The 14,492-nt window shown below is 69.2% G+C and carries 12 protein-coding genes; 3 read left to right on the forward strand and 9 right to left on the reverse strand.

Features of this window, described 5'->3' with window-relative positions; genetic code table 11:
- Positions 1 to 61 precede the first annotated feature (61 nt).
- Both AC0VYP_RS00715 and AC0VYP_RS00720 read left to right on the forward strand, forming a co-directional pair.
- Positions 62 to 820 carry a FadR/GntR family transcriptional regulator gene (locus AC0VYP_RS00715; protein ID WP_475474129.1) on the forward strand — a complete coding sequence of 253 codons (759 nt, stop codon included), beginning with the start codon at positions 62 to 64 and terminating at the stop codon, positions 818 to 820.
- Positions 817 to 2,196 (forward strand): aldehyde dehydrogenase family protein, encoded by a 1,380-nt coding sequence (locus AC0VYP_RS00720; RefSeq protein WP_475472069.1) that lies wholly within the window; start codon positions 817 to 819, stop codon positions 2,194 to 2,196. The genes AC0VYP_RS00715 and AC0VYP_RS00720 overlap by 4 nt, the downstream gene beginning before the upstream one ends.
- 39 nt (positions 2,197 to 2,235) lie before the next feature.
- Here AC0VYP_RS00720 and AC0VYP_RS00725 read toward each other — a convergent pair whose 3' ends face one another.
- The gene (locus tag AC0VYP_RS00725; protein ID WP_285761309.1) at positions 2,236 to 2,937 is read right to left on the reverse strand and encodes a hypothetical protein; all 702 of its coding nucleotides are present in this window, start codon (positions 2,935 to 2,937) and stop codon (positions 2,236 to 2,238) included.
- Between the two features lie 232 nt (positions 2,938 to 3,169).
- Between AC0VYP_RS00725 and hisC the strand changes: the two genes are divergently transcribed.
- Positions 3,170 to 4,252: a histidinol-phosphate transaminase gene (hisC, locus tag AC0VYP_RS00730; protein WP_475472070.1), complete on the forward strand. Its 1,083-nt coding sequence runs from the start codon at positions 3,170 to 3,172 to the stop codon at positions 4,250 to 4,252.
- Between the two features lie 57 nt (positions 4,253 to 4,309).
- Here hisC and AC0VYP_RS00735 read toward each other — a convergent pair whose 3' ends face one another.
- The 8 genes from AC0VYP_RS00735 to fbaA form a co-directional block, all read right to left on the reverse strand.
- The gene (locus tag AC0VYP_RS00735; protein ID WP_475474130.1) at positions 4,310 to 5,560 is read right to left on the reverse strand and encodes a transcriptional regulator; all 1,251 of its coding nucleotides are present in this window, start codon (positions 5,558 to 5,560) and stop codon (positions 4,310 to 4,312) included.
- 263 nt (positions 5,561 to 5,823) lie between these two features.
- Positions 5,824 to 7,119 (reverse strand): UDP-N-acetylglucosamine 1-carboxyvinyltransferase, encoded by a 1,296-nt coding sequence (gene murA, locus AC0VYP_RS00740; protein ID WP_285761424.1) that lies wholly within the window; start codon positions 7,117 to 7,119, stop codon positions 5,824 to 5,826.
- Positions 7,120 to 7,482: 363 nt separating this feature from the next.
- Positions 7,483 to 8,388 (reverse strand): phosphoribosylaminoimidazolesuccinocarboxamide synthase, encoded by a 906-nt coding sequence (locus AC0VYP_RS00745; RefSeq protein ID WP_285761307.1) that lies wholly within the window; start codon positions 8,386 to 8,388, stop codon positions 7,483 to 7,485.
- Positions 8,389 to 8,482: 94 nt separating this feature from the next.
- On the reverse strand, positions 8,483 to 9,790 hold the full coding sequence (gene purB / locus AC0VYP_RS00750; RefSeq protein ID WP_285761306.1) for an adenylosuccinate lyase: 1,308 nt from the start codon (positions 9,788 to 9,790) through the stop codon (positions 8,483 to 8,485).
- Between the two features lie 254 nt (positions 9,791 to 10,044).
- Positions 10,045 to 11,295: a phosphoribosylamine--glycine ligase gene (gene purD / locus AC0VYP_RS00755; protein ID WP_285761305.1), complete on the reverse strand. Its 1,251-nt coding sequence runs from the start codon at positions 11,293 to 11,295 to the stop codon at positions 10,045 to 10,047.
- 77 nt (positions 11,296 to 11,372) lie between these two features.
- Positions 11,373 to 12,656: an adenylosuccinate synthase gene (locus AC0VYP_RS00760; protein ID WP_285761304.1), complete on the reverse strand. Its 1,284-nt coding sequence runs from the start codon at positions 12,654 to 12,656 to the stop codon at positions 11,373 to 11,375.
- Positions 12,657 to 12,813: 157 nt separating this feature from the next.
- On the reverse strand, positions 12,814 to 13,242 hold the full coding sequence (locus AC0VYP_RS00765) for a DUF3151 domain-containing protein (RefSeq protein ID WP_285761303.1): 429 nt from the start codon (positions 13,240 to 13,242) through the stop codon (positions 12,814 to 12,816).
- Between the two features lie 78 nt (positions 13,243 to 13,320).
- Positions 13,321 to 14,343: a class II fructose-bisphosphate aldolase gene (gene fbaA, locus AC0VYP_RS00770; protein ID WP_475472071.1), complete on the reverse strand. Its 1,023-nt coding sequence runs from the start codon at positions 14,341 to 14,343 to the stop codon at positions 13,321 to 13,323.
- Positions 14,344 to 14,492: the final 149 nt, after the last annotated feature.

Genomic DNA, 14,492 nt, shown 5'->3' on the forward strand with positions numbered 1-14,492 from the left:
GTACCATGTGCCTATCTCGCTGTCGAGGATGTCCAGAGAAAAGGAAGTGCCCTCCGTGACCATGCCGGAAGAGCCTTGGGGCGGTGCGCGACTGAGTCCGATCGTGCAGGTAAGGGCCCATGAGGCGATCGTCAAGCAGTTGCGGGAGGAGATCCTCGCCGGTCGGTTGCACCCCGGTTCCAGGCTCCCCGGCGAGCGTCAGCTCAGTGAGGCGTTCGGTGTCTCCCGGGCGTCGGTTCGCGAGGCTCTGCGCGTCATGGAGGCGCTGGAGGTCGTCCAGGTCAGTCGCGGCGCGCGCAGCGGTTCCGGGCTGGTCATCAGCACCGAGCCGGGAGAGGCGCTCTCCACGCTGCTGAGCTTCGGGGTCGCCCTCGGCCACTTCTCCATGCGCGACGTCGTGCAGATGCGTGCCCTGCTCGAACGCTCGTCCGCCCAGTCGGTCATCGAGCACCTCACCGATGAGCGCCGGGAGCACCTGCAGGGGCTGGTCGATGCGATGTGCGACGGGGAACTGACCCGCGAGCAGTTCCACACGCTGGACACCGACTTCCACGTCTACCTCGTCGAGACGGGCGGCAACGGCCTCGTCGCCCACCTCATGCACGCCCTCCGCGACTCCATCCAGCGACAGATGATGGAGCGCTTCGAACGGGAGGACTGGACCACGCTGTCCTCCCAGCTCGCCGACGAGCACCAGGCGCTCCTGGACGCCGTCGTCGAGAAGGACGCCGAACGAGCCCGGAGCATCATCGACACCCACATCGCAGACTTCTACGACGCGTGGGTGTCGTCCATGGACGAGAAGAGGGAAGCCGAGTGACCAGTACTTTTCAATCGGTCTCGCCGCAGCGCCCCGACACCGTCGTCGGGGTCTTCCAGACGGCCACCGGTGACGACGTGCGCAAGGCGGTGCGGCGCGCAGCCGACGCGACCCCTGACTGGGCGGGTGCCAGCGCGCTCGACCGGAGCCGCGCGCTGGACAGGGCGGCCGCGGAGGTTGACCGGCGCACCGACGAGATCGTGGAGCTCACGGTCCGAGAGGTCGGCAAACCGAGGTCCGAGGCAGCGGGCGAACTGCGGCGGGCCGTTGACATCCTGCGGTTCAACGCCCAGGTGGCGCTGCAACCCGTCGGGGAGGTCCACCCCACCGACGGCGCCCAATTGCGCCTCACCACCCTGCGCCGTCCGCACGGAGTCGTCGGGCTCATCACCCCGTGGAACTTCCCGGTCGCCATCCCGCTCTGGAAGGCCGCTCCCGCACTGGCCCTGGGCAACAGCGTCGTCGTCAAGGCGTCCCCGGACTCCGCGGCGGTCACCGAGCTGGTCATGGGGATCGTCGCCGAGCAGTTGCCCGCCGGTGCGGTTCAGGTGGTCCACGGCTACGCCGAAGCCGGCCAGGCGCTCGTGGCGAGCGCGGACGCGATCTCCTTCACCGGGTCCACCGCCGTGGGGACGGCCGTGGCGGCCGCCTGCGCCCAGCGTTGCGTTCCGGTCCAGGCCGAGATGGGCGGGCTCAACGCCTCACTGGTCCTGCCGGGGGGAGACGTCGCCGCGGCGGCCCGAAAGGTCGCCTACTCGATTGCCGGATACGCGGGACAGAAGTGCACCGCCACCCGCAGGGTCATCACGATCGGCGACGGTACCGAGTTCGTGGAGGCCCTCGCCGCTGCTCTCGACGATTACCGCCTGGGCGACCCCGTCGATCCCGACGTCGCGGTCGGCCCCCTGATCGCTTCCGCTGCCAGGGACCGGGTGGCCCAAAGCGTCGAGCGCGCGATCGAGCACGACGGTGCGGTCAGGTACACGCGCCGGACCGACACGCCCGCTGACGGCTTCTACCACGCACCGGCCCTCGTGGGACGTCTCGCCCCGGACTCCCCTTTGCTCCGGGACGAGGTCTTCGGCCCACTCGCCTGTGTGATCGAGGCCGCGGACGACGACGACGCGGTCCGTATCGCCAACGGGGTCAACTACGGACTCACCGGGGCCGTCATCGGCACCGACCTGGAACGTGCCCAGGAGTTGGCGCTGCGCCTGCACGTGGGGATGGCCAAGGTCAACGAGCCCACGACCGGGGCCAGCCATCACGTCCCGTTCGGCGGGGAGGGGATCTCCAGCTTCGGTCCCCGCGAGCAGGGTCTGGCCGCGGTGGAGATGTACACCTGGAAGCAGACCCTGGCGGTCAGCCGCCTGTAGCGGGAGCCGCCTCTGAAGCGCGGGGACGCGCAGCCCCTGTCAGCCCAGTACCTTGCCCTCGCGCTTCAGGGCGGCGGCCGAGAATCCGGCCAGCCGCTCCTCTCCCTCCTCGCTGCTCAACAGGGAGGTCGTGGCCAGATAGTCGCCGCTGCGGTAGAGCATGCTGTAGAGCATGACCTTCTTCCCCTCCAGTTCGGTCTCCACGACGAACGCCCGCGACTCGTCGCCGACCGTTTCCAGGTCGAGGTCGCGCACCGTGTACGTGGCCGCGGTGCCGTCCTCCACGGACGCCGTGTAGCTGTCGCACTCCTCGGGGGGCGTGGTCGAGATCGCCTTCTTGGCGACCTCCTCAGGGACCTGGACCAACATGTGGGTGATGGTCTCGGCCTCGCTGCCGAACGTGGCCAGCGAGGTGGGTGCCTCCCGCACCTCCGGCAGACGTCCCCACTGGTTGACGGCGTCCATGCACTGCGGCTTGTCCAACTCGGTGACCTCGCGCAGCTCGTCCATCTGCTTCACCGCGACGAGCTCCCCGTACGCCCCGGTCTCGCTCTGCTCGGTCAGCAGCTTGGCGTCGCCGTACTCGACCATCTGCGCCTGGTGCAGGCGCTCCGCCACCGATCCGCTTTCGTCGGGCGGGGCCGCCGCGTCGCCCCCGCCGCACCCGGCCAGGCCGCTCAGAAGAATCGTGGCGCCCAAGGCTGCCAGCGATGCGCTCCGGAGCTGAGGGGGGTGGTCCATGGTGGTGTTTCCTGTTCTGTGCGATATTGCGACGTGGGGCGGTCGGCGGATCGCCGGTGGTCGCCAGTCGGCTCGGCCGGCGTACTGCCGTGCGGTGTGGTTCGCCGATGCCCCTGGTCATGCGGCGGCGCGGCGCTCACGGCGACGGGACGGCTGCCGGTGGTGCGGGTTCGCCCCCGACGGTTGTTGCTGAAAGTAGCCTTTGCCTTGCACAGAGTATCGAGGAAGGACGATGGTGTCGGAGCGGAATTCGCCATATTTCCGGGCGGTGCTCGGTTCTATCCCCCCGTATCGGCCTGGCCGTAAAGTCGTCGGCCCGGAGGGGCAAGCCGTCAAGCTCTCCTCCAACGAGAGCCCGTTCGGTCCGCTGCCCTCGGTCCGAGAGGCGGTGGCCGCCGCCGCGGCCGACCTCAACCGCTATCCCGACAGCGGAGCGGTCGAACTGACCGCGGCCGTCGCCCGACGCCTCGACGTCCCGGAGGAGCACATCGCGGTCGGGGCCGGCTCGGTGGGAGTGCTCCAGCAGCTCCTGGAAACCGCGGCCGAGCCCGCGGCCGAAGTGGTCTACGCCTGGCGCTCGTTCGAGGCGTATCCGCTGCTGGTGGGGCTGTCGGGGGCGACCCCGGTACCGGTCCCGCTGCGCGACGAGACGCACGACCTCGACGCGATCGCCGCTGCGATCACCGAACGGACCCGCCTGGTGTTCGTGTGCAACCCCAACAACCCCACCGGAACAGCGGTGCGCGAGGACGAACTCGTGGCGTTCCTGGACGCGGTTCCCGACCACGTCCTGGTCATCCTGGACGAGGCATACCGCGAGTACGTGAACGACCCCGACGTCCCCGATGGTGTGCGCCTGTACCGCGACCGCCCCAACGTCGCGGTCCTGCGCACCTTCTCCAAGGCATACGGCCTCGCCGCCCTGCGGGTCGGCTACTTGGTCGGCCATCCGCACGTGGCGGAGGCGGTCCGCAAGACGATGGTCCCCTTCGCCGTGAACCACATCGCCCAGGCCGCCGCGATCGCCTCGCTGGCAGCGGAAGACGAGCTCCTGACCCGTGCGGCCGCCACGGTGAGCGAACGCGAGCGGGTCCGCGACACCCTGCGCGCCGACGGCTGGACGGTGCCCGAGACCGAGGCCAACTTCGTCTGGCTGCGGTTGGGCGAGGCGACCCTGGACTTCGCAGAGACCTGCGCGGCCGTGGGAGTGGCGGTGCGGCCCTTCGACGGGGAGGGCGCCCGGGTCAGCATCGGTTCCCCGGATGAGAACGACGCCTTCCTCGCTGTCGCGCGGGACTACCCGACGCGCAACTAGCGGGCCGGGCCGGGCGGGGCGCGGACGGACCGGCGCCCCGCCTCGGCCGGGGCCCGACTACTTCCCGGCCTTGTCCTTGTCCAGCTTCTCGATGATGAGCCGGTAGAGCTGCCGGGGCCGACCCGGCTGGAGGGTGCGGTTCGGAGGAAGCGGCCAGGCCAGGCCCTCCTCGACCAGGGTGCGCAGCAGACGGCGGGCGGTACGCGGAGTCACGCCCAACATGCGGCCGGCGCCCTCGGCGTTGACCACCAGCGGGCCGTCCTCCTCCGCGATCTTCTCCGACAGGCGAAGCAGGGTCTCCCGGCCCTTGGTGCGCAGCTGCTCGCTGCTCTGGCGCTGTGGAGCACGCTGAGCCGGGACGAGGGAGCGGCCCTCCCGGTCGACCGCGAAGCTCTGCCGGGTCGCCTGGGCGCGGCTCAGCGCCGCACGGGCGTGCGCCTCGGCGTCCTGGGTGGTGCGGCCCATCCCGATGCCCACCTCGATGGCGATGCCGAGCTCCGCCTTGATCCGCTCCACGAACGGCGGCTGCCGGAACCCCTCGGTCGCCGAGACCAGCGAGCCGCGGGTGGCCGTCACCATGAAGGTGTGGTCGTCCACCGGGTGTGCGGTCGCGTTGATCCGGTGGGCCTCCTGGAGGAGCAGCCGGTGCAGTGCCAGCCTGAGCTCGTCGCGCCAGTAGCGCGGGGTCGAGCGCCGACTGGAGTCGCGCAGTGTGGGGACGTTGACGATGACGACGCCCAACTGGGCCTCTTCCAGGCGGTGGTGTGCACCCAGCAGGCCCGCGGTCTGCAGGGCACTGCGTACGCCGGAGTTCGTGGGGCGCAGGCGGAGGTTGGGGACGCCGATGGCGTCCAGCCGCTCGGAGACACCACGCACGCAGGTGATGGCCATCTTGGTGACCTTGCGCCGCCACAAGCCCTCGTGGAACGAGGTGAGCGCCGCTGTGCCCGTCAGCTCCTCGTGGACGTGGATGCCGTCTACGGGGAGATCCACCTCGGAGTACGCCTCGACCACGTCAGCGCGGCTGAGGACGTCCAGACTCGCCCGGGTGGGGTCGAATCTCTCGTCCAGGGTGGCCCGCAAAAGTGCCTCGTGCAGGCTCGCCCCGCCCAGCGGCACGAAGGTGGCCGGCATGGTCAGGACACCGGCCTTGCGGGCGAACTCGTAGGGGACCGGGCTCGCGAAAAGGTAGGCGTCGATCGCCGACCCCAGCCGGAGCACCTTGTCGGTGGCTTCCTGCTCGTCTCGATAAGCAGCGGCGATGAGTCTGGCGTTGAGCGGACCCGTCAACCCGGGGCCCATGAGCATGACGCGCTCGACAACCTCGTGCGGCCCGATGACACCAATCGTCAAATCGCCAGTACGCTGCGCACTCACCTCGGGCTGCTCCCCGCTACCATTCCACGCTCTTCACTATGTGCGCCCACTGGTCCCGACCAATTATTTTTTCCGTCACGGCATTGCCGAGATCGTACCCATTGTTGAGCGCCAGTGATGATCGTTTGACATAGAACGTCAAAAGGCCCGGGCGGGAGCCGCTGCCCCCGCCCCGGCATCGAACTGAGCCCCGGTTAGTCGAGCTCTTCGCGGACCACGTCCGCTCCGAGAGCGGTCAGACGCGTGGCGAACTGCGAGTGTCCACGGTCAACCGGGTAGCCCGGGGAGACCACGGTCTCACCCGTGGCGGCCAGACCGGCCAGCACCACGGCCGCGCCGCTGCGCAGATCGTGCGCGACGACCTCGGCACCGTGCAGCTGGGTGGGGCCGTGCACGATCGCGCGCGTCCCGTCCACCTCGATCTTGGCGCCCATCTTGTTGAGCTCGTCGGCCAGCGCGAAGCGGCCGTCGTAGATGGCCTCGTGGATGTAGCTCTCACCGTCGGCCAGCGTCGCCAGCGCCATCAGCGGCGACTGGAGGTCCGTGGCGAAACCCGGGTAGGGCGAGGTCACGGCGTTGATCGGACGCAGCGTGGTGTTGGGGTCGCGGTGCACGTGCAGGACGGCGCCCTGCTGGGCGAACTGCACGCCCATCTGCTCCATCTTCCAGCGCGCTACACCCAGGTGGTCGAGGTTGGCCCCGACGAGGCTGACGTCGCCACCGGTCGCCGCGGCCATCATCGCGAACACGCCGGCGTCGATGCGGTCCGACATGATCGTGTGCTCGACGGCGGCAAGCTCCTTGACGCCCTCGACGGTGATCAGGCCGGTACCGCCACCGGAGATCTTGGCGCCCATACGGCCCAGGAACTCGATGACGTCGAGGACCTCGGGCTCCAGGGCGGCGTGCTCGATGACGGTGGTGCCCGGGGTGAGCACGGCGGCCATCAGCAGGTTCTCGGTGCCGGTGTGCGACGGGGTGTCGAGGTAGAGGCGGCCGCCCTTGAGGTTTCCGGCCTCCACGTTGATGTGGTTGCGCTCGGCGTCCTCGGTCACCTCGGCGCCCAGCCGGGCGAAGCCGCGGTAGTGGAAGTCGAGGTTGCGGCTGCCCAGGTTGCAACCGCCCACGCCCTCGATACGGGCGTGGCCCATGCGGTGCATGAGAGCCGGCACGAAGAGGACGGAGCCGCGGAAGCGTGCGGCGATCTCAGCCGGGAGCACGGCCCGCTCGGGGTCATTGAGCTGGGAGGCGTCGATGACGATGGTGCGCTCGGCCTCGTGGAACTCGACCTTGGCGCCGATGTACTCGGCGAGCTCCAGCGCGCGGCGAACGTCCTGGATGATGGGGACGTTGCGCAGGACGGTGCGTCCCTTTGACGCGAGAAGGGCCGCGCCGATCATCGGCAGGACGGCGTTCTTCGCGCCCTGGATGAATGCGGTCCCGTTGAGGGGACGACCGCCACGGACGCGGTAACGAACCTCCTGGCCCATGCTCATTGGCTCCTTCGTGAGGCGAAAATTACAGGCGTTGGTGTCTCGCCGGCGTCACCTGTGCGGTGTCAGACGCGGGTCTTCCGCGCAACGTTGCGACGATAAGTGCTCGGTCAGTGGCCAACTGGCGACGACTCTATAGCAAAGGGTTTCCATTTCCGCCGTTTCGGCGGCTATGTGTCCCAAAGTGCGCGAATCGCCTCAAGGATCGTGGATCAGATTCCCGGCTTGCGGTCAGACGGCCGTCCTGTCCGCTTATCCGGGCTTTTCCCCCGGTGCGGGACGTGCAGGACACCGATGACCACTGTACGTCCTACCGGCGCGGGCGGCGACACCGCGACACGGATGATGTCGCGTGGCGACTCATCCCAGATCCGGTGCCGTCCCGGTGAGCCGCTCGAACACCTCCGCGTACGTCCCGCGCGTGTACTCCACCACGTCGGCGGGCAACGGCGGGGGCGGGGCGTCCGAAGCACGGTCCCAGCCCGACTCCGCCGAGGTCAGCCAGTCACGGATGTACTGCTTGTCGAACGAGGGCTGGGACCGTCCCGGTGCCCAACCGTCCCTCGGCCAGAATCGCGAGGAGTCGGGGGTGAACACCTCGTCGGCGAGCAGCAGGCCATCGGGGCCGTGCCCGAACTCGAACTTGGTGTCGGCGAGCAGGATCCCCCGCTGCTCCGCGATCTCGCGACCGCGTGTGTAGATCGACAGCGTCAGGTCCCGCAGCCTGGTGGCGAGCTCCTCTCCGTGCAGCTGCGCCACGGTTGCGAAGGAGACGTTCTCGTCGTGCTCGCCGACCTCGGCCTTGATCGCCGGGGTGAAGATCGGTTCGTCCAGCCGGGAACCGTCCACCAGCCCCTCGGGAAGTGAGACGCCACACACCGCGCCGCCGGCCCGGTACTCGGAAAGGCCGGAACCGGTCAGGTAACCGCGGGCCACGCACTCCACCGGAACCATGTCCAGCGTGCGGCACACGAGGGTGCGCCCGGCCCAGTCCGCGGGAGCGCCGGAGGGCGGGGTGTCGGAGACCACGTGGTTGTCCACCAGGTCGGAGAGGCGTTCGAACCACCACAGCGACAGCTGGGTGAGCAGCCGCCCCTTGCCGGGGATCTCGGTGGGCAGCACCCAGTCGTAGGCCGAGACGCGGTCGGTGGCGACCATGACCAGCTCGCCGGACGCGTTCGCGTAGAGCTCGCGGACCTTGCCGGTGTGCAGATGAATGAGTCCCGGAACCTCGACGGGCACGGGCTTTTCGACGAAACCGCTCATGGGGTGACCTCGGCTGCTGGGGTGGGCGGGGCGAAGAACTGCGGAGACGGGCCGCGGCCGTCCCCGCCGGAGCACCGGCGGGGACGGAACCGGGTCAGCTCAGGGACTTCAGCTTGTCGAAGACCCGGTCGAGCCGCCGGACGAACCGCTCGGGGCGGCACACCTCGTCCAGCCGGGCCTCGTCGAGCTGCGCACCGCGGGTCGCGGCCTCCTCCCGCAGCGTCTCGCGGAAGGGGGTGTCCTCTTGCCACGTACGCATGGCGGCGGTCTGCACCAGCGCGTAGACGTCCTCGCGCGACATCCCGGTCTCGATCAGCTCCGAGACGACCGTCGAGGAGTAGATCAGCCCGTGCGTTGACTCCAGGTTGTGGCGCATCCGGTCGGAGTCCACGACCAGGCCGCGCATCAGCCGGGTGGTGAGGTGCAGCAGGTAGTCGGTGGCGATGGCCGCGTCAGGGAGCGAGATCCGCTCGGTGGAGGAGTGCGAGATGTCGCGCTCGTGCCACAGCGGGATGCCCTCCATGACCGGAACGATCTGGGCGCGCACGTTGCGCGCCATGCCGCAGATGCGCTCGGACATGATCGGGTTCTTCTTGTGGGGCATGGCGCTGGAGCCCTTCTGCCCCTTGCCGAACGGCTCCCACAGCTCCCGGACCTCGGTGCGCTGCCCGTGCCGGACCTCCAGCGCGATGGCCTCGCACACCGTGGACATGATCGCCAGGGAGCCCACCCACTCGGAGATACCGTCACGGATGACCACCTGCGTGGACACGTCGGCTGCACGCAGACCCAGCTTCTCCGCGACGTACCCCTCGATGCGGGGGTCGATGTTGGAGTAGGTGCCGACGGGACCGGAGATCGCCATCACCCCGACCGCCTCGCGGGCGCGGTGCAGCCGGTCGCGCGAGCGCGCCATCGCGAACGCGAAGTCGGCGACCCGGTGGCCCCACACATCGGGTTCGCCGTGGATGCCGTGGGTGCGTCCCACCCGCAGCGTGGCCTGGTGCTCCAGCGCGTGGTCGCGCAGCACGGCCACGAGGTCGTCGGCCTTGGCGAGCAGGATGTCGGTGGCCTCGACCAGCTGCGCGGCGAGCGCGGTGTCCAGCAGGTCCGACGAGGTCATGCCGAAGTGGACCCACTTGGCGGCGTCGCGGGGCTCGGTGTTGTCGGCCCATGCGGTGAGGAAGGCGATGACGTCGTGCTGGGTCACGGCCTCGATCTCGGCCACTCGTTCAGGAGTGGGCGGTGGCGCTTGACGCACCGGTTCCACCACGTCGGTGGGCACCGTGCCTGCCACCGCGTGTGCCTCGAGTACCAGGGTCTCCACCTGGCACCAGAGCTCGTACTTGTGGGCGTCGCTGAATACGCGGCCCATTTCCGGGAGGGTGTAGCGCTCGATCACCTGACCATTTTGGCAGGTGTACCCCGCGGTAGGTCAGGCGGTGACGGATTTGCCGGGAGGCGGTCGCGGCTTCTGGGCGAACGGACCGCCTACGGCGGGCGGGGAAGCGCAGGTGCGGGCCGCTGGAACGGTACTTCGTCCGGCCGTGCCGGTGCGGCGTGTCCGGTGCCGGCGGGTCGTCGTCCCGAGGCCGGTGAACGACGAAGGGCGGTGGTGCGTCCGACAACCGGGATCGACCACCGCCCTCATCACTGTTACTGCCCCAACGCTGCCTTCTCCGCGATGTCGTTGCGATAGAACGAGCCGCGCAGCTCGATCTTTGCGGCGGACGCGTAGGCACGTGTCCGGGCCTCGGCCAGATCGGTGCCGGAGCCGACCACGCTCAGGACCCGACCGCCATTGGACGTGACGTCGCTCAGCCCGCTCCAGGCCGTTCCGGCGTGCAGGACGTAGGCGCCCTCCACCGCGTTGGCCGCGTCGAGGCCGCCGATCAGGTCGCCCTTCGCGGGTTCGCCGGGATAGTTCTCGGCCGCGACCACCACGGTGACGGCCGCACCAGGGTGCCAGTCCAGGCCGGACACGCCGGCCAGTCCGCCGGTGTCGGTGGCTTGCAGGAGCACGCCGAGCGGCGTGGCCAGGCGGTCCAGGACGACCTGGGTCTCGGGGTCACCGAAGCGGGCGTTGAACTCCACGACGCGCACCCCTTTGGAGGTCAGCGCCAAACCGACGTAGAGGAGTCCCTGGTAGGGCGTACCGCGTCGCGCCATCTCGGCGATGGTCGGGCGCACCACGGTGTCCATGACCTCGTCCACGAGACCGTCGGGCGCCCACGGCAGCGGGGCGTATGCGCCCATGCCGCCGGTGTTGGGGCCCGCATCGCCGTCGCCGGCCCGCTTGAAGTCCTGGGCCGGGAGGAGCGGGACGACGTTTCGCCCGTCGCTGAGCACGAACAGCGACACCTCGGGGCCGTCGAGATACTCCTCGATGACCACCCGACCGCATTCGCGGGCGTGCTGCTCCGCGACCTGGAAGTCGGTGGTGACGACCACGCCCTTGCCCGCGGCCAGCCCGTCGTTCTTCACCACGTACGGTGCGCCGAAGGTGTTCAGTGCCTCGGTCACCTGGGCGGCGGTGCGACACACCTTGGCTTTGGCGGTGGGCACGCCCGCGGCTTCCATGACCTCCTTGGCGAACGCCTTGGAACCCTCCAGCCGAGCCGCTTCGAGGTCGGGGCCGAACACCGGGATGCCGCGTCGCCGGAGCTCGTCGGCGACTCCTGCGACCAGCGGGGCCTCGGGTCCGATGGCCACCAGTTCGGCGCCGATGCGCGCGGCCAGTTCGGTGACGGCCAGCCCGTCGGTCACGTTGATGACGTGGTTCTCCGCCAGCTCCGAGATCCCGGGGTTGCCGGGGGCACAGTGCAGGCTGGTCACGCCGGGGTCGAGGGACAGCGCGCGGGTGAGCGCGTGCTCGCGGCCTCCGCCGCCGATCACGAGGGCTTTCACAGCTTGGACCCTATTGGTTGTGGGGGGTGGATGGGGGAGAAGCGGTGCGGTGCCAGGGCACCGCACCGCCGTGCGGACTACACCAGGGAGCGCAGTTCCAGGGTCTGGTCGCGGCCGGGGCCGACGCCGATGGCCGAGATCGGGGCGCCCGACATCTCCTCCAGGGCGCGCACGTAGTTCTGCGCGGCCTTGGGGAGCTCCTCGAACGACCGGACGTTGGTGATGTCGTCGTTCCAGCCCTCGAAGTGTTCGTAGACCGGCTGTGCGTGGTGGAAGTCGGTCTGCGTCATCGGGATCTCGTCGTGACGGGTGCCGTCAACGTCATAGCCCACGCAGACCGGGATGCGCTCCAGGCCGGAGAGCACGTCGAGCTTGGTGAGGAAGAAGTCGGTGATGCCGTTGACCCGGGTGGCGTACCGGGCGATGGGGGCGTCGAACCAACCGCAGCGGCGGTTGCGTCCGGTGGTCACCCCGTACTCGTGGCCCTGGGTGCGCAGCCACTGGCCCCACTCGTCCTCCAGTTCGGTGGGGAAGGGGCCCGAACCCACACGGGTGGTGTAGGCCTTCAGGATGCCCACGACCTTGGTGATGCGGGTGGGGCCGATGCCCGAGCCGGACGACGCGCCGCCCGCAGTGGGCGAGGAGGAGGTGACGAACGGGTAGGTCCCGTGGTCGATGTCCAGCAGCGTGCCCTGGGAGCCCTCCAGGTAGACCGTCTTGCCCTCGTCCAGCGCCTTGTTGAGGACCAGGCTGGTGTCGGCCACGTAGGGGCGCAGCAGTTCGGCGTAGCCGAGGTACTCGTTGAGGATGATGTCGAGGTCCAGGCCACGGCGGTTGAACACCTTGGTCAGGATCTGGTTCTTCTCGTGCAGCGCCAGTTCGAGCTTCTTGCGCAGGATGCCCTCGTCGAACATGTCCTGCACCCGCACACCGGCGCGCGAGATCTTGTCGGCGTAGGTGGGGCCAATGCCGCGACCGGTGGTGCCGATCTTGCCCTTGCCGAGGAAGCGCTCGCTGACCTTGTCCAGTGCCCGGTGGTAGGGCATGATCAGGTGCGCGTTCGCCGAGATCAACAGGCGCGAGGTGTCCACGCCGCGCTCGTTGAGGCCGTTGAGCTCCTCGAACAGCACACCCGGGTCGATGACGACGCCGTTGGCGATCACCGGTACCACCTCGGGCGACAGAATGCCCGAGGGCAGCAGATGCAGCGCGTACTTCTGGTCGCCGATGACGACCGTGTGGCCGGCGTTGTTGCCGCCCTGGTAACGCACTACGTAGTCAACGCGGGAACCGACAAGGTCGGTCGCCTTGCCTTTACCCTCGTCACCCCACTGGGCTCCAACGAGCGTGATCGCCGGCATCGCCGTCTACCTCTTCATTCTCTTCATTCTTCGGATCAGACCGGGGACGGGCCGCTCGCGGTGTATCCCGGGCAGCATGAAGCCCCTGGCGCAAGAAACGACAGGGGCCCTTGCGTCTAGAGGCTACACGAACGGTCCGCGCACGTTAAGTGCTGCTTCAGCCGTTCGGGCGTCCGTTGAGCACCGCGGCGGCCTCTTCGCTGCTGTCCTGCAGGAAGGTCGCGCAGCGCTGGGCTTCCTCGGTCTCCTCGATCCCCTCGGCGGCCTTGCCGAGGAAGTACAGCGAACGCAGGAAGCCGCGATTGGGCTCGTGCTGCCACGGGACGGGGCCGTGGCCCTTCCAGCCCGAACGGCGCAACTGGTCGAGACCGCGGTGGTAGCCGGTGCGCGCATAGGCGTAGGTGGCGACGTCGTCACCGGCCTCGTAGGCACGCTCGGCAAGGGCCGCCCAGGCGGCGGAGTACTCGGGGAACCGGGCTGCCACCGGCGCGGGGTCTGCGGAAGCGGCCAGCGCCTCGCGTGCGGTCGGGTGGTCGGGGAGCTCGGTGGGGGGCGGTCCGCCGAGCAGGTTCTGATGCAGGTCCATGACCCCATCCTGCCCGTCCGCGCCCGGCAACGCGAAAACCCCCGGCCGATCGGCCGGGGGTTCGTGGGGAGCGGGTCCCTACTTCATCTGGTTGCCCGCGGACTTCAGCCACTGGGCGGCCTCGACGACGCGGGCGGCCATGCCGGCCTCGGCGGCCTTGCCGTAGGCGCGCGGGTCGTATGCCTTCTTGCTGCCGATCTCGCCGTTGACCTTGAGCACGCCGTCGTAGTTGCGCAGGACGTGGTTGACGATCGGGCGGGTGAAGGCGTACTGCGTGTCGGTGTTGACGTTCATCTTCACCACGCCGTAGCTCAGCGCCTCGGTGACCTCTTCCTGGGTGGAGCCGGAGCCACCGTGGAAGACGAAGTCGAAGGGGCGGTCCTTGCCGTACTTGGCGGCGACCGCGTCCTGGGCTTCCTTCAGGACGGAGGGGCGCAGCTTCACGAAGCCGGGCTTGTAGGCGCCGTGCACGTTGCCGAAGGTCAGGGCCGTCATGTAGTAGCCCTTCTCGCCCAGGCCGAGGACCTCGGCGGTGCGCAGGGCGTCACCCGGAGCGGTGTAGAGCTTCTCGTTGATCTCGCCGACGATGCCGTCCTCCTCGCCGCCGACCACGCCCACCTCGATCTCCAGGATCGTCCGCGCGGCCTTGGAAGCGGCGAGCAGCTCCTCGGCGATCTGCAGGTTCTCCTCCAGCTCGACCGCGGAACCGTCCCACATGTGCGACTGGAACAGCGGCTCCTGGCCCTTGGCCACGCGCTCCTTGGAGATCTCCAGAAGGGGGCGCACGAACCCGTCCAGCTTGTTCTTGGGGCAGTGGTCGGTGTGCAGCGCGATGTTCACCGGGTACTTGGCGGCCACCACGCGGGCGAACTCGGCGAACGCCACCGAGCCGCTGACCATGTCCTTCACGGTCGAGCCGGAGAGGTACTCCGCGCCGCCGGTGGACACCTGGATGATGCCGTCGCTCTCGGCCTCGGCGAAGCCGCGCAGCGCCGCGTGCAAGGTCTGGCTCGACGACACGTTGATCGCCGGGTAGGCGAAGCCCTGGGACTTCGCTCGGCCCAGCATCTCGGTGTAGACCTCTGGCGTGGCGATAGGCATGGTGATGACTCCCTGATTGGCCTGGAGTGTTGTGGGACCCGGTCGCGATGGTCCGCGACACCGAGTCTTCCACGGCGGATTTCGATCGGGTTACCGAGTAAGTATTGCGAAGACCGCGGCCCCGCGAAAGGTCTAGACCAAAATGCCCT

The sequence above is a fragment of the Nocardiopsis sp. iso_186 genome, assembly GCF_056173365.1.

Coding starts and splice junctions, on each gene's coding strand:
- AC0VYP_RS00715 (WP_475474129.1), top strand. CDS start 62: ATGCCGGAAGAGCCTTGGGGCGGTGCGCGACTGAGTCCGATCGTGCAG.
- AC0VYP_RS00725 (WP_285761309.1), bottom strand. CDS start 2,937: ATGGACCACCCCCCTCAGCTCCGGAGCGCATCGCTGGCAGCCTTGGGC.
- hisC (WP_475472070.1), top strand. CDS start 3,170: ATGGTGTCGGAGCGGAATTCGCCATATTTCCGGGCGGTGCTCGGTTCT.
- AC0VYP_RS00735 (WP_475474130.1), bottom strand. CDS start 5,560: ATGCTCATGGGCCCCGGGTTGACGGGTCCGCTCAACGCCAGACTCATC.
- murA (WP_285761424.1), bottom strand. CDS start 7,119: ATGGGCCAGGAGGTTCGTTACCGCGTCCGTGGCGGTCGTCCCCTCAAC.
- AC0VYP_RS00745 (WP_285761307.1), bottom strand. CDS start 8,388: ATGAGCGGTTTCGTCGAAAAGCCCGTGCCCGTCGAGGTTCCGGGACTC.
- AC0VYP_RS00760 (WP_285761304.1), bottom strand. CDS start 12,656: ATGCCGGCGATCACGCTCGTTGGAGCCCAGTGGGGTGACGAGGGTAAA.
- AC0VYP_RS00765 (WP_285761303.1), bottom strand. CDS start 13,242: ATGGACCTGCATCAGAACCTGCTCGGCGGACCGCCCCCCACCGAGCTC.
- fbaA (WP_475472071.1), bottom strand. CDS start 14,343: ATGCCTATCGCCACGCCAGAGGTCTACACCGAGATGCTGGGCCGAGCG.